Consider the following 18393-nt stretch of genomic DNA (forward strand, 5'->3'; position numbering starts at 1 on the left):
AACAGCGAGGCAGAGCGCTGCGCTGCAGCGCGTGTTTTCGCAGGAGGACAATGAATGAACGCAAATGGAATGTTTATGATCTGGCCCAATCAGCCGGGGTTGTCGGCAATCGTATGGGCGCTGGTCGCCATCGTCTTGCTCTACATGGCACGCAATCCCGTTCATCAGGCGATGATGGGTCTCGGCAAGGTCATTCATAATGCGTTGCGAGTCGCGTCCCGCTCTGTGAGTCTGGCCCGCGAGCGCTTGGAATTGCGCAATCGCGAGGTATTGCTCGCCGCCGGACGTGAGTCGGCAGAGCGGCTCATCGAACGCGAGTTTCGCCGCATCGAAGCGACCACCCAACGCGATCTGGCCGGCTATCCTGCGATGCATCGCAAGGTGATGGAGCAGGTGACTGCTATCGATGAGGATTACCGTGGTACCGCTGAGATAGCGCCGGAGATTCCGGGCTGGGTAGATGCCATCGAAGCCGTTGCGAAGATCCAGTCGGTCAGTGAACCACGCGTGGCGGAGGTGCTCGAGGACATTCATCGCTCATTTGAAAAATCACATGGCCAGGCGATCTCCGCGTATCGCCAATCGGGAAAAGAGCGCCATCGCCTGCTGGCGCGCATGATGCCATACTGGCGCAGGCTGGCGCAGACGCTCGACAGCACTGAAAAGAGCATCAATCGGCTGCTCGAACGCACGCAGCATGTCGACAAGCAACTGGCTGAGTATGAGGAGATGACCCAGGGTACGGATCGCGCCCTGCGCACCCTGGCCTCGTCCTCGTTCACCCAGTTCGTTATCTCCGCATTTGTGCTGCTGGTGGCGATCGGTGGTGCCGTGATCAACTTCAATCTCATCGCTTATCCGATGCAGGAGATGGTGGGAGGCGCGAGCTATATCGGTGCGTTTCGCACCGCCGATGTCGCAGCCATGGTTATCATTCTGGTCGAGGTGGCCATGGGGCTCTTTTTGATGGAGTCGCTGCGGGTCACACGCCTGTTCCCTGTGATCGGCGCGCTGGATGACCGCCTGCGGGTGCGCATGATCTGGATTACCTTTGCCATCCTCTTTACGCTCGCCAGCGTCGAGTCTGCGCTGGCCTATATGCGTGATTTGATCGCGGCTGACGTCGAAGCGCTGCGCCAATCGTTGGCCGGTGGTGCGGCGATGGTGGCGGCGGACAATCGCTGGATTCCCACTGTCGGACAGATGGTGATGGGATTTGTTTTGCCCTTCGCCCTGATCTTTGTCGCCATTCCGCTGGAATCGTTCGTTCATGCTTCGCGTACCGTGCTCGGTATGGTGGCGGTGGGTGTGCTGCGCCTGATAGCCGCGGCATTGCGCCTGATCGGCAATCTTGCCTGGCAGGGTGCGCGTATGCTGGTGCGAATTTATGATCTGGTCATCTTCGCACCCTTGTGGTTGGAGGACGTCATCCGCAAATCGGGGACCAGGACAGCGGAACCCGCGCGCAGTGGTTTGCATCAGACCATCCACAAGGCGCTGACCGACAGCGGCGTCTTCACCGAAAGCGCGGCGCGCGCGCGCGAGGTGTCGCCATGAGGCCGATGCGTCCCTATCTGCTGGCAATGCTGGTGCTGTGGCTCGGTGGCTGCTCGGAGCCGGCATCGCACGCACGCGGCTACTACATGCTGATCGATACTTCGGGCACCTACACACAGGAGATCGCCAAGGCGCAGCAGATCATCAATTACGTACTGGCCAACCTGCATCCCGGGGACTCGTTCGCCGTCGCGCGTATCGATACCGGTAGTTTCAGCGAGAAGGATATCGTCGCCAGGATCACCTTCGATTCACGACCGTCGGTGACCAATCAACAGAAGCGCGCCTTTCAGCAGACCATCGACGAGTTTGTAAAAGGTCTGAGAAAGGGCAGCCCGCACACCGATGTGTCGGGGGGATTGCTGCAGGCGGTGGAATACCTCAACGAAGCCGGAACCGGCCGTAAGACGGTGTTGATTTTCTCCGATCTGGAGGAGGATCTGGCCAAGGGGTATGTGCGCGATTTCAAGATACCGGTGGATGGTTTTGATGTCGTCGCGGTCAATGTCACCAAACTGCGCAGCGATAACTTCGATCCGCGCGACTACCTCAATCGCCTGGAGAACTGGCGCAAGCGTGTCGAAAGCGCGGGGGGCAGATGGCGTGTCATCAACGATCTGGAACGGTTGGACCCGCTGATCGCCGGTTGACCGGGATGTTGCTGCCGGGATAGTAGAGCGTGGAAGCCGCCACGCCGATTCGGAGGTGGCGGCTTTCCTTATTGCTTACGGCGCGGGATTGGGATGCTCTTTTTGGATTGCGTCGATCCCAGCCAAAAGCTCTTCCGACAAGGTGATCTCATCGCTCGCGATATTTTCCTCAAGCTGTGCGAGATCGGTGGCCCCGATGATATTGGCCGTGAGGAAGGGGCGGCTGTTCACGTAGGCCAACGCCATTTGCGCAGGGCTGAGTCCATGGGTGCGGGCCAGATTGACGTAGGCTTCGGCGGCCGCCAAAGCTTGTGGATTGGCGTAGCGATCAAAGTAGCTCCATAACGTCAAGCGCGCACCGGCCGGTTTTGCCCCAGCCGCATACTTGCCCGACAGCATGCCGAAGGCCAGTGGTGAGTAGGCCATCAAACCGACATCTTCGCGGTGTGCGATCTCTGCCAGTCCGATTTCAAAACTCCGGTTGAGCAGGTTGTACGGATTCTGAATGGTGACGATGCGCGGAAGGTCGAGCTCTTTGGCTACGCGCAGGTACTCCATCGCACCCCACGGTGTTTCGTTGGAGATGCCCACCTGACGAACTTTCCCGGCGCGCACCAGATCGCCCATCACGGTTAGCGTCTCCTCGATGGGGATTGGCTGTTCGTCTGCGCTGTGGGTGTAGCCCAACTGACCGAAATAGTTGGCGGGTCGGTCGGGCCAGTGCAGTTGGTAGAGGTCGAGATAGTCGGTCCGTAAGCGCTGGAGGCTGGTATCGATGGCCGCTTCGATGTTGTGCCGATCCAGCCGCAGGTTGGTGCGGATGTGTTGCGCGCGTTCCGCGGGACCGGTGACCTTGCTGGCCAATACCACCTGATCGCGACAGCCGCGTTGCTGCAGCCAACTGCCGATGTAGGCTTCGGTGCGTCCCTGGGTTTCCGCTTTGGGCGGCACCGGATAGAGCTCGGCGGTGTCGATGAAGTTGATGCCCGCCGCGAGGGCCCGGTCGAGTTGCGCGTGGGCTTCGCTTTCGCTGTTCTGCTGGCCCCAGGTCATGGTGCCGAGACAGATGCGGCTGACTTTGATGTCGGTGCGGCCGAGCGTGGTGTAGCGCATGGGTACGATGTCTTCCTGTGCGGCGCTAAGGTGAGTGGCAAGGGCAAGTATAGACAGGGTGAATTGAGGGTGCGGCTGCGCCGCGGTATGTTAAATCGGGAGTCCGCCCCCGAACCCGGTATAGTTTTTGTGTGGCTGCGCCACGATTAATTTAGGGCGGGGTTCCGCGCCCGCAGCGCAGGTCCCTTTCTTTGCTCGCCCAAAGAAAGAGACGAAAGAAAGTGCGCCCAACGGCCGCGCCGGCTTTGCCGGTTCCCTGCGTTGCTCGGTCTGTGAGGGGTTTCATCGACAGCACTTCCTGTGCTGGCGATGAAAGCTTCGCCATCCCTGGCTCGCCCCTGCGGGCCTTGACCTCACAGCCCTGCGCTACTCGGCGCTGCCGACGGGAGGCTAACGTCAACACCCCCACGGCAGAACGATCGGGCACATCGAGTTGTCACCCCGAGAGTTTGGGTTTTGTCCTTTTTGCCTTTGACCTGCCCGTCCCGTTCGGCAGCGCCGAGCATCGCAGTCAACGGGGATCAGGCCCGTGAGGGGGCGTGCACGGATGCACGCCCTCGCCAGTAGGGCCAGGACGGCCCTTCTGGCGAGCCCCCCGTTGGCGAGAAGCGCAGGGAACCGCCCAACGGGCGGCGCGTTCGCCGGGACAATGGTTTTGGGTACTTTTGCCGAAACAAAAGTACCTCGCCCTGCGGGTGCGAGAACCCGCATTCAATAACACTGCGGTGCAGCCGCACATATCCCAACAAACAAAAGAGGCCCGATATCGCTACCGGGCCCCCGACAAACAAAAAGTCGATCAAACGTCTACATCAGATTGCTGCTTGCCGTTTCTTCAGCAGCGACTCGATGAGGGGTGCAAAGACCAGTTCCATGGCGAACCCCATCTTGCCACCAGGAACCACAATCGTATTGCGACGTGACATGAACGAGTCGTGGATCATCGACAGCAGATTCGGGAAATCCACATCCAGCGATTTCGGGTCGCGGAAACGGATTACCACGAAGCTCTCGTCGGGTGTCGGGATATCGCGGGCGATGAAGGGGTTGGAGGTATCGACCGTGGGTACGCGCTGGAAGTTGATGTCGCTGCGCGAGAACTGCGGCGTGATGTAGTGAACGTAATCGTGCATGCGGCGCAGAATGGTATCGGTCACCGCCTCCGCGGAATAGCCGCGCGCCGCCGTGTCGCGATGGATCTTCTGAATCCACTCCAGATTCACGATCGGCACCACGCCCACCAGCAGATCCACCCACTGGGCGACGTTGACGTTCTCGCACACCACGCCGCCGTGCAGCCCTTCGTAGAACAGCAGGTCGGTGTTCTCCGGCAGATCTTCCCAAGGCGTAAAAGTGCCCGGCTCCTGATTCCAGGGGGCGGCCTCTTCCTTGTTGTGCAGGTAATAGCGGCGTTTGCCGGTGCCGGTCTCACCGTAGTTGTGGAACAGGCTCTCCAGCTCTTCGAGCAGATTGGCGCGCGGTCCGAAGTGACTCAGCGGAACGCAGTCTTTATGAGCAATCGCTACCGCCTCTTTCATCTCGGCGCGGTTGAAGCGGTGAAAGCTATCGCCCTCGAGTACCGCGGCATTGACGCCTTCGCGATAGAAGATGTGTTCAAAAGCCACCTTGACGGTGCTGGTGCCGGCACCGGATGAACCGGTAATGGCGATGATCGGATGCTTGGACGACATAGAGTATCTCCACAGTTACAGGGCCCGCCTTGCGCCAATGGCGGGTGCAGGTACGCTTTCGAGACTGCCGGAGAGGACAACGCCCGGCCCGATAGTACGATTCATCTTCCCCCTGCCCGCCGCTGCTGTCCCGATACGCGCTCTACCTGTGGGTCGGAGGATGCTGTTGCCAGCGCTGCAGATAGGTCAATTTTGTAGCAGATCAGAGATCGAAAGAGCATTCACAATCTGCTATATGCCCATCGGTAATCTTTATGATTAATCCACTAACAATAAATTAAAGCTAATTGTCTTGAGCGGTCAATCGAGGAGAATTTATCGTCTCGATAAGCAAGAGTCGATCGCTTCAGTGTCCGGCGAGCACAGGTGCAGATCGTGCTCAGACTCTCCGATCGTGCCGGGAGCGGTGTGTCAGAACACCAGGTTCAGCATCGCGATCATGACGATCAGGAATAACACGGTCATGACACCGCCGGCACGCATGAAATCTGCGACCCGGTAGCCTGCCGGACCCATGATCAGTGCATTGACCTGGTGGGTGGGGATCAGGAAGGAGTTGGATGTTGCCAGTGCAACCGTGAGAGCGAACAGGGCTGGATCAGCGCCTGCACCCAGCGCGATGTTCACCGCCAACGGAACCAATAACACCGTGGCACCCACGTTGGACATCACCAATGTGAATCCCGTGGCCAGTACCGCGATTACCGCCTGCAGTACCCATGTGGGTACATCACCGACGATCTCCAGCGTCTGTCGTGCCACCCACGCGGCGGTACCGGTCTCCTCAACCGCCAGACCCAGCGGAATCAGACTGGCAAGCAGAAATACGGTCTGCCAGCTCACCGAGCGGTACGCCTCGTCGATGGTGAGGACGCCGCTCACCACCATGCCCATGGCACCTACCAGCAGGGCGATGGAGAGCCGCAAATCGGTGAACAGCACCAGGGTCAGGGCGATGGCAAAAAAGAGCACGGCCCAACTCACCTTGTGCGGGCGCAGTTCCTCGTGTGGGTAGCCGGTGGTTACGACGACGAAATTACGATCCTTCGCCAGACGCCCGAGATCTTCCCAGGTGATGTGCGCGATAAGGGTGTCGCCGGCCTGAAACTGCAGATCGCGCAGCCCTGTGCTCAGCGTCTCGCCACCGCGGTGTACGGCCAGTACCGTGGTGCCATAGGTCTTGCGCATGCGCAGTTCGCTCATGCTGGTGCCGATATGCGCCGATCCGGGTGGAATAACGATCTCCGCGATGCCCGCCTTGCTGGGGGTGAGCGATTCGGCAAAGGTGGTCAGCGAGCGGCGCAGCCGCAGACCGTATTTGTCGACGAGTTCCTGAATGGCATCGGACGAACCGATCAGCGCCAGTTCGGCGCCGGCGATGGTCTCGACATCGCGCGCCGGCGAGAGCAGGGTTTTGTTGCCGCCCTTCATGCCCACCAGCAACAGCCGCCAGCCGCTCAACTGCTCAAGTTCCTGCACGGTCTTTCCGACCAGCTCGCTGGAGGCGGGTACGACCGCTTCGAACAGGTCGCCGCGCAGTCCGTAGGTCTTCTGCAGGTATTCGAGGGTGCTGTCGCGGCGGCTGGCGGTGCCCTCGGACGGTATGGCGGGCAGTACGAAGCGACCGGCAATGACAAAGTAAAGGATGCCGGTGGCGAGCAGCGCGATACCGATCGGCGTCACTGCGAACAGCTCGAAGGTCTGCATCTTCTCCACGTTGGCCGGCAGCGCGCGGTTGGAGGTCAGGATGAGATCGTTGAGCAGAATCAGCGGGCTGGAACCGATCATGGTCACCGTACCGCCGAGAATGGCGCAAAAGCCCATCGGCATCAGCAGCCGCGACATGGGCAGGCCGGTGCGCACCGAGATACGGTGGACCACCGGCAGGAACAGTGCCGCTGCGCCAACGTTCTGCATAAAGCTGGAGATGAAGCCCACGGTGCTCGAGATCAGCGGAATGATGCGCTTTTCGGTGGTGCCGCCGATCTTGAGGATTTTGGCGGCCAGCAGGCTCATCAGGCCGGTTTTATCGAGCCCGGCGCCGATAATCATGACGGCGATGATCGAGATGACTGCGTTGGTGGCGAATCCGTCGAACAGGTGCTCGGCGGAGATCAATCCATCGTAACCTGGTATCAGGCTGGTCAGGCCGATCAGCACCATAATGAGGATGGCGGCAACATCGACGCGGACGATTTCAGAGACAAATAGGAAAACGGTGAATCCGAGTATCGCCAGAACGGCGATCATTTCCATGGTCAGCGCGCCGGTCTCGGCCATATACAGCGTTCTCCCAGATCCCCCCAGCGCGGTCTGCGGCGGGCAACAGATGTCAGTTATTGGCGTATCCGGTCCCCTGGACCGTGAGCATGATCCGCCCCACTGGGATATTCCAATCGAAAATATTCTGAAGAAGAATACCCAAAAGGGTAGAGGCCGCCCGTATTCCAGCGCGTAGCTGTGTTGTTTCTACTGCGCGGATTCGTCCCTGATGGGCTGTGACTATAGAAGCGTGCCTCTGGCGATGTCCAATGAATAAATTTATTCTGAAATTCTGATTAAGAATATGCCGGAGAAATATTAATGCGACTCCCGGGCCTGGATCACTGGGCAGCGCTACGCGAGGTGGTGGAGCGCGGTGGTGTCAGCGAGGCGGCAAAATCCCTCAACGTCGGGCAGCCTGCGGTTACCAAGCGGTTACAGGCATTGGAGGCATGCTACGGGGTCCCACTGCTGGAGCGGCGCGGTGGTCGCCTCTCGCTCACGCCGGCGGGCCGCAAGGTCTATGCGCTTGCCGCCGAGACGCTCGATCGTCAGCAGGCGCTGATCACGGATCTCAAAACCACCAGCTCCGGTATTCGCCAGCTGCGCCTGGAATCGACCTTCACCATTGGCGAGCATCTACTGCCGCGGATACTGGTGGGGTTTTCGGAACGCTTCCCCGAGTACAAGATTCGCCTCAGCCTCGGTTACAGCCGCGCGATTCAAACGCGCCTGGTGACCGATCTCGCCGACCTGGCGCTGGTTGAAACCGCTCCCGAGCATCCCGAAATCCTGGTCCAGAAGTGGAAAGAAGACGAACTGATCCTGGTCTGCGGCAAAGGGCATCCGCTGGCGAGCGTCAACGAGATCGCGGTGAACCAGCTCCATTCGCTGAGCTTCGCACTGCGGGAAGACAGCTCCGGGTTGCGGGACAGCCTTGATCAGGCGCTACGTACCAACAACATCGAGCCGTTGCCGGTCGCCATGGAGGTCAGTTCCTCTGGTGCGATCATGGAGATCCTCGCGCACAATCGGCACGTCAGTTTTCTGCCGCGATTTCTGGTCGACGAGGCCCTGGCGCAGGGCGAGTTGCACCCTATTCGGGTCAGTCAGTTCAAGGTGGTGCGAACGCTGTGGATCGTGCGCAATCGCGCCAGTCTCGATCATCCGGTGGCCGATGCGTTCATACAGTTGCTGCGTGAGTATGTTTGATTGAAGAATGGGCGGGTTAACTTTTACGAATTGGGTGGGTAGTCTGTTGATGACATAGGCTGTGACAAGGGGTCATGTACTGCCAGGAATGGGGGCATGGCGATTGTGAAGTGTCCGCATCACGTGGTGCAGCGGGGACATAATAGCCAGGCCATTAACAAGAAGAACAATTCTCCCCTTTTCGCTTCTTTGTCTTCCTCTCTTGTTTCAGCAACGAAGTGAGAAGGGGAAACGGGGACCTGACAACCGGTTCCGCGCGAGGTCGGCGCTAGCGAGCCGATGCGGAACGTTAATTGGCGCCAGAGGACCAAATATGCCCAATCCGTACCGCGGTTGCTGCCTGTGCGGCGGAGTTAAATTCGAGTTTGACGAATTTCTACCCCATGTCGCCCATTGCCATTGCTCGATGTGTCGTAAATTCCACGGCGCAGCCTACGCCACCTATGCCAGCGTGCCGCGCGCAAAGTTTCGCTGGATTGCGGGAGAGCATCTACTTAAAGGGTATACGGCGGGTAACGGCACGACCCGCACGTTCTGCGGTCATTGTGGTTCGAGCTTGATGTTTTTCAGTCCCAAAGCCCCTGAAGATGTCATCGAGATCGCGCTGGGCACGGTAGATGGAACGATTCCAATACAGCCGGACGCCCACATCTTCGTCGCCTACGGCGCGAACTGGGCGGTGATAAACGACGGACTGCCGCAGTATACGGAGGGGCGCGACAGCGCGCAGGTGAAGCAGTAACCGACTGACCGTTTAAAGTCGAGCGGGTGGAAGCAATCGTCGCAGAAGTGACTACAGCGCCTTTTCCAATCTGTCACAGAACACTTCGAGCGCCTGAACACGGGCGTACTTTTTGTCGTTGCCGGCGATGATGGTCCAGGGTGCGTAATCGGTGCTGGTGCGCTCGATCATGTCGTTGACCGCGTGCTCGTACGCTTTCCACTTCTCGCGGTTGCGGTAATCCTCTTCGGTGATCTTGTGCTGCTTGTGCGGCGTCTGTTCACGGGCCTTGAAACGCGCCAGCTGCTCCTCGCGATCGATATGCACCCAGAACTTTACGATCACGATGCCATGGCGGGTCAGCTGTTCCTCGAAGTCGCAGATCTCGGTATAGGCGCGCATCCAGTCCTGCTGGTGGGTATAGCCTTCGATGCGCTCGACCAGCACCCGTCCGTACCAGCTGCGATCATAGATAGTGACATGCCCGGCGCGAGGGATGTGCCGCCAGAAGCGCCACAGATAGTGGTGGGCCGTCTCTTCATCGGTCGGGGCGGCTACGGGGATGACCTGATAGACGCGCGCGTCCATGGCCGCGGTCATGCGTCGAATCAAACCGCCTTTGCCGGCGGCATCCCAACCTTCCAGCATCACCATGCTGGAGACCTTTTTCGTCAGCGCCTTGCGTGACAGCTTGCCCAGTCGTGATTGCAGGGTTTTGAGCTGCGTCTTGTAGGCGTCCTTGCCGAGCGTTTTCTTCAGGTCCACCGCTTGCAGGACACTCACCGGCTCGGTTCCCGGCGCGGGCGCGGCGATGGGCAGCAGATGCGGTTGCGGCGGGTCGCGTTGGATGTTTTCCGTCAGCCGATGGTTGATGCGGTCAAGGATGCACTGACCGACCGTGAGATTGCGATAGCGCGCGTCCGAACCCTCGACGATGGTCCACGACGCCTCGCCGGTGCTGGTGGCGCGCAATGTGTGCTCGGCAATGTGCACGAAGCGGTCGTAGATCTTCAGTTGTTCCCAGTCCTGTTTGCTTACGCGCCAGCGGGTTTCGGGATCCTCCTCCAGGCGTTGCAGCCGTTTCTTCTGTTCCCGTTTGCTGAGGTGCAGCCAGAACTTGATGATCAGCGCGCCGTCGTCGACCAGGGTCTTTTCAAAGGCATTGATGCGGGCGAGTGCGGTGTCGAATTCGGCGTCGGTGTAATCGCTACGCACCCGGTGGGCGATGGGATCGCTGTACCAGGAGCCGACGTACAAACCGATACGCCCTTTGGCGGGCAGCGCGCTCCAGTAGCGCCAATAAGGCGGGCGTTCGCGCTCTTCGTCGGTGGGTGGTCCGAAAGCATAGGTGCGCACATAGCGCGGGTCGAGCCACTCGTTGATCAGATTGACCGTGGAACCTTTGCCCGCGCCATCGGCGCCGGATACCAGAATCAGGACGGGAAAATCGGCCTTGCGCAGCGCCTGCTGTGCCACCAGCAGTTCGGTACGCAGTGCGGGAACCCGCTCGTGGTACTCCTTCTTGGCGACCTTGTGGCCCAACTCGGCGACTTCGAACATGGTACATCCCGATTGTGAGGAGTGCTGTCGAGCATACAGCGAGCGGTGGGGAATGCGAAATGCCTCTGGCGCCACCGTCGCCGTTGAAAGGCGGTTGTGGCAGGAGCGGCGGCAGCGGCGAATATTGGTTGATTACTGGTTTGCGCAAAGCGGTAGAGACACCGGGTTCGCTAAGGATGAATCAAGGAAACTAGCGAGCTGGCCTTGGCGTCTTTACGAGAGATTCGACTCAATTCATTCGCGGCTTCCGCCGCTCCTACGCGAGCTTGCCGGCCGGCACCGGACCGTAGGGGCTGTTGCGGATGCGGTCGTGCTCGTGCATGCGGTAGTGGACGAAGGCATCCACGTCGTGAAAGTGCATAAAGGGATTGCCCTCGCGCTGCTCGGCCATGGTCGAAGTCTCTTTGACCGCGTAGTTGTGACCGGGGCGGATGATCGTGCCTTCCGGCAGATCGTCACGCAGATGGCGCAGCGTGTCGTACATCTGTTCGGGATTGCCGCCGCTGAGATCGCAGCGCCCGCAGCCGAACACGAACAGCGTATCGCCGGAAACCAGATCGCCATCCACCAGGTAACACGCCGAGCCGGGGGTGTGGCCGGGTGTATGCAGAATATCGATGGTGGTCTCGCCGAGGATGATCCGGTCACCGCCGTGGTGCAATTTGGGGCGCGGCAGTTCGGCGCCCCAGAAATCGGCCTCGGCCTTGAGGAGATGAAGCTGCGCGTCGGTCGCGCTCAACAGTTCCTCGATGCCGTTGACGTGGTCGTGATGGCTGTGGGTGAGCAGGATGTCGCTGATGCGTATGTTCTGCGCCGCCGCCAGCTTCAAAACCTCGGGCACATCCCACGCCGGATCGACCACTGCGGCGCGGCCGCTGGCCTGATCGTGGATGATGTAGACGAAATTTTCCATCGGGCCGAGTTCGAGCGCATGGATGTGGTGGCGGGGTTGGGTCATGGTGTTCTCCATGGGTTGCTTGACGGTAGGAGCGGCGGAAGCCGCGATTTTCTATGGGGCTCTGTTTCGCGCTAAGACGCCAAGTTCGCAAAGAAAGAGTAAGAAATTATAGGCCGTTCTTGGCGCCCCTCGCGCCCTTGGCGGCTTGGCGAGAGGGACAGGTTTTATTGAAACAGCTACCAATGATGTCCTCTCACCAAGCCGCAAAGGATCTATTCTGCCAGGCGATATTCGCGGCTTCCGCTGCTCCTACGGGTCGAAAACGATATTCACGCGGCGGTTCTGGCGCCCCTTTTTCTCGATCTTGCTGATGCGCACGCGTCCGATCTCGCCGGTGCGCGCCACGTGGGTGCCGCCGCAGGGCTGCAGATCGGTATCGGCGATGTCCACCAGGCGCACCTGGCCCTGTCCGCGCGGCGGTTGCACCGACAGGGTCTTGACCAGGTCGGGCTGCGCATCGAGTTCAGCGTCGCTGATCCAGCGGTAGGTGACGGGGCGGTCGGCGGTGATCAGGCGGTTGAGTTCGGCGCTCGCTTGCTCTTTGTCGGGGCTCTCGGGCAGATCGAAGTCGAGGCGGCCGCTGTCGTCGCGCACCGAACCGCCGGTCACCGGATAGGGCAGCACGGCGCTCAACAGATGCAGGCAGGTGTGCATGCGCATGCGTGGATAGCGCACCGACCAGTCGAGCATGGCGGTGACCGGCGATCCGACTTTCGGCATTGGGCTGCCCGGGGCCGAAATGTGCAGGATGTCGTCTTCGCCCTTGCGGGTATCGATGATGACGATCTCGCGTCCATCGCTCATTCGCAGAATACCTTGATCGCCCGGCTGCCCACCGCCCTGCGGGTAGAAAACGGTGCGATCGAGTCGTATGCCGCGCTCGTCGGCGGCGGTGATGAGAGCCTCGCACTCGCGTTGGTAGGCGTCTTCACGGAACAGTTCTTCAGTCATCGCTCACTCTCGTCGTTTATTGCAGCCACTCCACCCAGATCAGCCGCCCGGCAAGGGCGAGTGTCACCAGGATCAGGACGGGGCGGATAAAGCGGCCGCCGAAACGAATCGCCGAATGCGCACCGAGCCAGGCACCGATCATCAGCGTCAGTCCCAGCGGAATCCCCACCTCGTAACGCACGCTGCCCAGGGCCATGAAGGTGAGCATGGAGACGGCGTTGCTGATCCAGTTCATGAAGCGCGCCGCGCCCGATGCCTCGACGATGCCCACCGGGTAGAGGTTCATTAGCAGTGTAGTCCAGAAGCTGCCGGTGCCCGGACCGAAGAACCCGTCGTAGAAACCGAGGGTGCCGCCGAGTGCTCCGCTCGAACGGCTGGGCGGTTGGAAACGCACGGGATTCTCGATGGCGCCGCGGCGACGTTGTATCAGCAGCCAGATGGCCGCCGCGACGATGAGCGGTGGCAGCAGTCTGTCCAACTCGTCGGAGGAAAAGAGAAACGTCGTCAAGGTGCCGGTGCAGGCACCGACAAAGGTGCCTATCATCGCCGCTTTCCACAGTGGCGGGCGGAACAGTCCCTTGCGGACATAGGTCAGCGCCGCGGTGGTGGAGCCGAAGGTGGCGGCGAGTTTGTTGGTGCCCAGCGCAAGATGGCCGGGTATCCCCGCGGTAAGCAGCGCCGGGAGCAGGATCGCGCCGCCGCCGCCGGCTACGGCGTCGATAAAACCCGCCGCAAACGATAGCGCCATCAGAATGATCAGAACCTGGGGATCGAGGAATTCCAAATCGGGCTCAATCGGTAGCAGTGGGGTTGGCCATCGGGTCGGGCGCCCATCGTAACGGTTGCTGCGGGCGAAGAGTATCCACCAGCGCGTTTGCGCCGCACCGGTAACCCCCGGCGCTGCCGGGTATCGATCACGCCTTCGCGTAAATCAGGTCCCATACCCCGTGTCCCAGGCGCAGCCCGCGGCGCTCGAATTTGGTCTCAGGTCGATAGTCGGGTCGTTGGGCATAGCCGTCAGCATCGCCGAGGTTGTGAAACCCCTGCGCCGCAGCCATCACCGCGCGCATCTGTTCGGCGTAATCTTCCCAGTCGGTGGCCATGTGCAAGCGACCACCTCGCGCGAGGCGCGAATGCACCAGACGCACCCACTCGGGTTGCACGATGCGCCGTTTGTGGTGGCGTTTCTTGGGCCAGGGATCGGGGAAAAAGAGATACACCGCCGCGAGGCTGTCAGGGAGGATGTTGCGCTCCAGCACCTCGACGGCGTCGGCGCAGATGACTCTCACGTTATCGATGGCGCGTTCCTTCAGTTCGCGCAGCAGATGGCCCACGCCGGGACGGTAGACCTCGATACCCAGATAGTTCGCCGCGCTGTTCTCCGCCGCCATGTGCGCCAGACTCTGGCCCATGCCGAAGCCGATTTCCAGGTGTACGGGGGCGTTACGCCCGAACCAGGCCGTGAAATCGAGCGGACCCGAATCGGGATCGATCCCGTAGCGCGGCCACAGCGTCTCCAGCGCGGCACGCTGGGCGTCGGTCATGCGCCCCTCACGGCGTACGAAACTGCGGATACGGCGTTGCGCTGCAGCGCTGTCGGGGCGATCGGTCATGAGCGGTTGGGGTTCGGCGGGCCGGTGGGGAGGTGCTATTGTAGTGAACGTACGCCATACAAAAAACCGTCTGTCCGGTTGCGAGGAAACCCACATTGGATCAAATCGATTCACTGTTTCACAAACTGAGGGCTGAATTCGGCGGAATCGAGGAGCCGCAGTTCTGGCTGCAGGTGGGGTTGCTGGTCGTGGCGGGTACCGTAGCGATGCTGGTGCACCGCTGGCTGGGTGGGCGCTTTCGTGGTGAGGCGGCCGGAGTGGGATTGCGCAAGCTGACCCGGCGCAGTTTGCAGCGCCTCGCGTTTCCGCTGGTGTTGCTCGGGGTGGCATTGCTCGGGCGTGCGGTGACCAGTGCTTTGGGTTTGCCCACCGCGTTGCTGGATATTGCCGTACCGCTGATGCTGTCGCTCGCCGCGGTCCGTGTCGTGATCTACATGCTGCGCAAGAGTTTTGCGCCCTCGCCCGCACTCAAGGCATGGGAGAACCTCATCGCGTTTACGATCTGGGTCGTGGTCGCGTTGCACCTGCTCAATTGGCTGGACCCCGTCACCAAGGCGCTGGACGGACTCGGATTCCAGGTGGGGTCGGTGCGCATCACCGCGCTGGCGAGTATCAAGGTGGTGATGTTCCTCGTCTTCCTCTTCACCGCCGCCCTGTGGCTGGCCAAGATGGTGGAACAGCGTCTGGCGCGCTCGCAGACCTTGAGTCCGACCTTGAAGGTTGGTGTCTCCAAGTTCGTCAAATTCATTCTGGTGACCGTGGCCGCGCTGATGACGGTGGAGGCCGCTGGCATCAATTTGACTGCGTTCGCAGTCTTTGGCGGTGCTGTGGGTGTCGGGCTCGGGTTCGGTCTGCAACGCATTGCCAGCAATTTCATCAGTGGATTCATTCTGATTTTCGATCGCTCCATTCGCCCCGGTGACATCATTACCGTGGGTAACACCTTCGGCTGGGTGTTGGAGCTGCGTGCGCGTTATCTGGTGGTGCGCAATCGCGATGGCGTGGAGACCTTGATCCCCAACGAGACCTTCATCTCCAACGAGGTGATCAACTGGAGCTACAGTGATCGCAACATACGTGTGCGCTGCCCGGTTCAGATCAGCTACGGCGATGATCCGGAACAGGCGATGCAGTTATTGCTGGATGCGGCGCAGGATTCCGCGCGGGTGCTTCAAGATCCTCTGCCGGTGGTGCGTCTGATGGAGTTCGGTGACAACGGAATCTTGCTGGAGTTGCGGGTGTGGATCGCGGATCCCGAGAACGGCATTGCCAATGTGCGTTCGGAAGTGAATCTGGGGATCTGGCGGCGTTTCAAGGAGGCCGGGATCAGGATTCCGTTTCCGCAGCGGGATGTGCATTTGGTGGGGCAGAAGGGGGATTAGGTGTGGCTACGCCACGGTGATTGAATGCGGGGAGTCCGCCCCCGCGGCCGGGTAACTTTTCTTTGCTTGTCCAAAGACAATTTCGTCGGGAACGAAATTGGGCGCACTTTAGTGCGCCTGAAAGGTCTAGACCATGGACGGCCTGGATCCAAAAGTTACCAAAAGAAAGGACACCCAACGGCTGCGCTCCTCTGCGAGTGGTTCCCTGCGTTGCTCGCTTGGCTTGGTGCTACACCGACAGCGGTTTTAAGCTTCGCTATCCCTGCTACGCTCAAAACCCCGGGGTCGACCCTCCTGATCGACCCGTTCGGCGGGCCTGCGATTCACTGGATCGCAGGCCTGATCCGCCTCACCCCGCGCTGACGGCGAGGCGAGCCCTCCCTGGCTCGCCCCTGCGGGCCTGATCCAAGCCAAGCTGCGCTACTCGGCGCTGCCGACGGGAGGGGAACGTCAACACTGGGCGTCAGAAAAGCTGTTGAACTGTCGGAAAGATGGGGATAAGGTTTTTGAACATTGGAAACAGGCTGCAGGGAGTCAGCTGGCCATCTTCCGCATATCAACCTGTGCGGATTCGCCTCTGAAGTGCATGCCGGTGACAACATGAGTAACGTAAGGTCATTGCAATGAAAGTGTTGGCAAGACTCGGCGTCTTGACGCTCTTCATGGTCTTTGCTGCGAGCTGGGCAGCGAAACCGGCCGGGACTGATATAGACAAGGTTGGTCGGGATCTGTGGCGCCATGCCTATGAGTTGCGCGAGATCGGCAAGGCAATGCAAATGCACGCCAGCACCAAGATGCCTGCGGGCCTGAATCAGAAAGAGCGGACAAGCGTTGCAGCTACTCAGCGCGAGCTGCAGGCGAACGCCGACGCCGCGAGGGCACTGGCCAGTCGCCTCGAAGGTTTAGCAAGGAAAGCGCAGGGCGGAACATTGAAACGGACCGATATGGAACGCCTCGGGGCGGAAACCAAGGTCCTGAACGAGCGGATCAACAAGCGGAGGGTCGCCGCCAAGGTCAAGCGCCTGGATCGATCTGAATTGAATAACGCCATCAAGGAGGTCGAGTCGATAAAGGAGACCGTTCGCAACAACCGACAGATGGCCACCACAGCCTTTCAGAACTTTGATCAGAAGTCGAATCAACTCTACAACCTGTTGTCGTCGATAATGAAGGCCCTCAATGAGATGCGCATGGGTACCGTGCGGAACATGCTCTGACCCCGGTTATTCCCTCGCTCAATGCCCAGAATCTGAGCGTATAGTCCTTTATCCCTCATAGGGGATTACGCTAACCTCACCACCTGATGTGGGGAAAATGCGATCAGATTGAACCCAATTCGTTCCTGGCCGACTCACCCACTATGAACTTAACAGTCAAGGAATTGGAGAGGGACTATGAAGCTGCGACTCTACGGAGCGGTCATTCCGATACTTTTCAGTATCAACGCCTCGGCTGCAGGGGCGAATCCCGACCTGAAGGCAGTAACAAAAAAGCCGACGAAAGCCCCATCCGTCATGGCGATCACGCAGAAGCCCGCTACCACTGCGTCCGAGCAGCCAGCCAATAGCGAACAGATTCCGAAAAACCCCGGCATTCGCCTGCCTGCCGTACAGGGCCCCGGCTCGGCAACCGGGCCCGGCAGACTGGACAATCCGGCACTGCGAAAGCTGCCGGAGAACAACGCAGCACGCGGCCTGGGCAGCGCCAAAGACGCCATTCCACAAGTACCGGGGGCTCCGGCACGCCAGGGCAATATTACCGACATACCGGGCTCAACCCTCGGCAGAAACAGCAAGGGTGGTACCGACTGGAACAAACTGCCCGGGCAGCAGAACTCGAAGGGTTTTGAGAATCCCCTCGGGCGCTATGCACCGGATCTGCCGGACAACAACCGGGGTCGCGGAAAGAACCCCTTGGTTCCCTCGGCAAACCCAAAAGATTGGGCCAGCGGGGCCGCCAGCCAGGGCGGAATGACCCGGCACGATGAAGGCGGCACCATCTACTACACCGGCAGAAAGAGCGATGGTCAGGGTGGAACTGTTGACACCCGATCCACCTATGATGCCGAAACCGGCGAGTTCATCTCCTCATCTCGCACTCACACCCGTGCCGATGGCTCTTCCACCTCGACACTGCTGGTGCGAACCGCAGGAACCCACGATGTGCGCTCGGGTCAATCCGGCGCCATAGTTCAGGAGACCCAGGAGACCCGCGACGCTAGCGGCCGGGTGAGCTCCACATACACCCACCCGGGACGCGAACTCGGCGGTGACAAAACTGACCCGCCGGTGCGTGACCCGCAATTCGACCGCACCATCGACCCCGATTCCGACAGCGGCCAGGGAACCGCCACGCTGTGCTATACCATGCCATGGAAATGCCGGATCGATGGCGTTGATCCCGGCGCGGTAAACCGGGTCAACCCGGGAGGGCGTGAAGGTGGCGGATTCGTACCGGCCCCGCGGCTCAATCCCGGTGAATCCATCGTGGTGAATCCCAACCCGGACAGCGCGCCGTCGGCCGCCAATCTGGAAGCTGCCAAGCAGATGCAGAAAGAAGGCCTCAGGCGCAGAGACACCGGCACCGATGACCCGCGGGGTGATCGCTGATTGAGCAAAGCGCATCTGCGGCGCGCGAAAAGGCCGAAAAGGGGTCAGGCCGAAAAGGGGTCAGTACCCTTTAACCGAGCGGTTTCGCTATCAGGGAACGAATTAAAGGGTACT

Annotated in this window: 15 protein-coding genes; 7 read left to right on the forward strand and 8 right to left on the reverse strand. The window is 60.3% G+C overall.

The features are described from left to right. The first annotated feature begins 54 nt into the window (after positions 1 to 54). Together DWQ09_03410 and DWQ09_03415 are read left to right on the forward strand one after the other, a co-directional pair. Positions 55 to 1557, forward strand: a complete 1503-nt coding sequence (locus tag DWQ09_03410; GenBank protein KAA3629314.1) for a hypothetical protein — start codon at positions 55 to 57, stop codon at positions 1555 to 1557. A gap of 26 nt (positions 1558 to 1583) precedes the next feature. Then, on the forward strand, positions 1584 to 2207 hold the full coding sequence (locus tag DWQ09_03415) for a VWA domain-containing protein (GenBank protein ID KAA3629833.1): 624 nt from the start codon (positions 1584 to 1586) through the stop codon (positions 2205 to 2207). Between the two features lie 75 nt (positions 2208 to 2282). Here DWQ09_03415 and DWQ09_03420 read toward each other — a convergent pair whose 3' ends face one another. From DWQ09_03420 to DWQ09_03430, 3 genes are all read right to left on the reverse strand, one after another. Next, positions 2283 to 3320 (reverse strand): NADP(H)-dependent aldo-keto reductase, encoded by a 1038-nt coding sequence (locus DWQ09_03420; GenBank protein KAA3629315.1) that lies wholly within the window; start codon positions 3318 to 3320, stop codon positions 2283 to 2285. An 812-nt stretch (positions 3321 to 4132) separates the two neighbouring features. Beyond that, a complete protein-coding gene (locus DWQ09_03425) occupies positions 4133 to 5011 on the reverse strand; it encodes a phosphoribulokinase (GenBank protein ID KAA3629316.1) in 879 nt (292 codons plus the stop codon). Positions 5012 to 5422: 411 nt separating this feature from the next. After that, on the reverse strand, positions 5423 to 7291 hold the full coding sequence (locus tag DWQ09_03430) for an SLC13 family permease (protein ID KAA3629317.1): 1869 nt from the start codon (positions 7289 to 7291) through the stop codon (positions 5423 to 5425). 303 nt (positions 7292 to 7594) lie between these two features. Here DWQ09_03430 and DWQ09_03435 point away from each other — a divergent pair, with 303 nt between their 5' ends. Together DWQ09_03435 and DWQ09_03440 are read left to right on the forward strand one after the other, a co-directional pair. Next, complete coding sequence (locus tag DWQ09_03435) at positions 7595 to 8485, forward strand: LysR family transcriptional regulator (protein KAA3629318.1); 891 nt, start codon at positions 7595 to 7597, stop codon at positions 8483 to 8485. A gap of 313 nt (positions 8486 to 8798) precedes the next feature. After that, positions 8799 to 9227, forward strand: coding sequence for a GFA family protein (locus DWQ09_03440; protein KAA3629319.1), 429 nt, complete (start codon positions 8799 to 8801; stop codon positions 9225 to 9227). Between the two features lie 51 nt (positions 9228 to 9278). Here the strand turns inward: DWQ09_03440 and pap are convergent, their stop codons facing one another. From pap to DWQ09_03465, 5 genes are all read right to left on the reverse strand, one after another. Beyond that, a complete protein-coding gene (pap, locus tag DWQ09_03445; protein ID KAA3629320.1) occupies positions 9279 to 10766 on the reverse strand; it encodes a polyphosphate:AMP phosphotransferase in 1488 nt (495 codons plus the stop codon). 256 nt (positions 10767 to 11022) lie between these two features. Further along, positions 11023 to 11736, reverse strand: coding sequence for an MBL fold metallo-hydrolase (locus DWQ09_03450; protein ID KAA3629321.1), 714 nt, complete (start codon positions 11734 to 11736; stop codon positions 11023 to 11025). A 237-nt stretch (positions 11737 to 11973) separates the two neighbouring features. Then, positions 11974 to 12675 carry an alanyl-tRNA editing protein gene (locus DWQ09_03455; protein KAA3629322.1) on the reverse strand — a complete coding sequence of 234 codons (702 nt, stop codon included), beginning with the start codon at positions 12673 to 12675 and terminating at the stop codon, positions 11974 to 11976. A 16-nt stretch (positions 12676 to 12691) separates the two neighbouring features. Beyond that, positions 12692 to 13459, reverse strand: a complete 768-nt coding sequence (locus DWQ09_03460) for a hypothetical protein (protein ID KAA3629323.1) — start codon at positions 13457 to 13459, stop codon at positions 12692 to 12694. A 130-nt stretch (positions 13460 to 13589) separates the two neighbouring features. After that, positions 13590 to 14288 (reverse strand): tRNA (guanosine(46)-N7)-methyltransferase TrmB, encoded by a 699-nt coding sequence (locus DWQ09_03465; protein ID KAA3629324.1) that lies wholly within the window; start codon positions 14286 to 14288, stop codon positions 13590 to 13592. A gap of 206 nt (positions 14289 to 14494) precedes the next feature. Between DWQ09_03465 and DWQ09_03470 the strand changes: the two genes are divergently transcribed. The 3 genes from DWQ09_03470 (at position 14495) to DWQ09_03480 (ending at position 18279) form a co-directional block, all read left to right on the forward strand. Then, positions 14495 to 15670, forward strand: coding sequence for a mechanosensitive ion channel protein MscS (locus DWQ09_03470; protein KAA3629834.1), 1176 nt, complete (start codon positions 14495 to 14497; stop codon positions 15668 to 15670). 623 nt (positions 15671 to 16293) lie between these two features. Then, positions 16294 to 16887, forward strand: coding sequence for a hypothetical protein (locus DWQ09_03475; GenBank protein ID KAA3629325.1), 594 nt, complete (start codon positions 16294 to 16296; stop codon positions 16885 to 16887). 177 nt (positions 16888 to 17064) lie between these two features. Further along, positions 17065 to 18279, forward strand: a complete 1215-nt coding sequence (locus DWQ09_03480; GenBank protein ID KAA3629326.1) for a hypothetical protein — start codon at positions 17065 to 17067, stop codon at positions 18277 to 18279. Positions 18280 to 18393 lie beyond the last annotated feature (114 nt).

Source organism: Pseudomonadota bacterium (assembly GCA_008501635.1).
Classification (GTDB): domain Bacteria; phylum Pseudomonadota; class Gammaproteobacteria; order QQUJ01; family QQUJ01; genus QQUJ01.

Coding starts and splice junctions, on each gene's coding strand:
- DWQ09_03425 (KAA3629316.1), bottom strand. CDS start 5,011: ATGTCGTCCAAGCATCCGATCATCGCCATTACCGGTTCATCCGGTGCC.
- DWQ09_03450 (KAA3629321.1), bottom strand. CDS start 11,736: ATGGAGAACACCATGACCCAACCCCGCCACCACATCCATGCGCTCGAA.
- DWQ09_03475 (KAA3629325.1), top strand. CDS start 16,294: ATGAAAGTGTTGGCAAGACTCGGCGTCTTGACGCTCTTCATGGTCTTT.
- DWQ09_03430 (KAA3629317.1), bottom strand. CDS start 7,291: ATGGCCGAGACCGGCGCGCTGACCATGGAAATGATCGCCGTTCTGGCG.
- DWQ09_03465 (KAA3629324.1), bottom strand. CDS start 14,288: ATGACCGATCGCCCCGACAGCGCTGCAGCGCAACGCCGTATCCGCAGT.
- DWQ09_03455 (KAA3629322.1), bottom strand. CDS start 12,675: ATGACTGAAGAACTGTTCCGTGAAGACGCCTACCAACGCGAGTGCGAG.
- DWQ09_03420 (KAA3629315.1), bottom strand. CDS start 3,320: ATGCGCTACACCACGCTCGGCCGCACCGACATCAAAGTCAGCCGCATC.
- DWQ09_03415 (KAA3629833.1), top strand. CDS start 1,584: ATGCTGGTGCTGTGGCTCGGTGGCTGCTCGGAGCCGGCATCGCACGCA.
- DWQ09_03440 (KAA3629319.1), top strand. CDS start 8,799: ATGCCCAATCCGTACCGCGGTTGCTGCCTGTGCGGCGGAGTTAAATTC.
- DWQ09_03470 (KAA3629834.1), top strand. CDS start 14,495: ATGCTGGTGCACCGCTGGCTGGGTGGGCGCTTTCGTGGTGAGGCGGCC.
- pap (KAA3629320.1), bottom strand. CDS start 10,766: ATGTTCGAAGTCGCCGAGTTGGGCCACAAGGTCGCCAAGAAGGAGTAC.
- DWQ09_03410 (KAA3629314.1), top strand. CDS start 55: ATGAACGCAAATGGAATGTTTATGATCTGGCCCAATCAGCCGGGGTTG.
- DWQ09_03435 (KAA3629318.1), top strand. CDS start 7,595: ATGCGACTCCCGGGCCTGGATCACTGGGCAGCGCTACGCGAGGTGGTG.
- DWQ09_03480 (KAA3629326.1), top strand. CDS start 17,065: ATGAAGCTGCGACTCTACGGAGCGGTCATTCCGATACTTTTCAGTATC.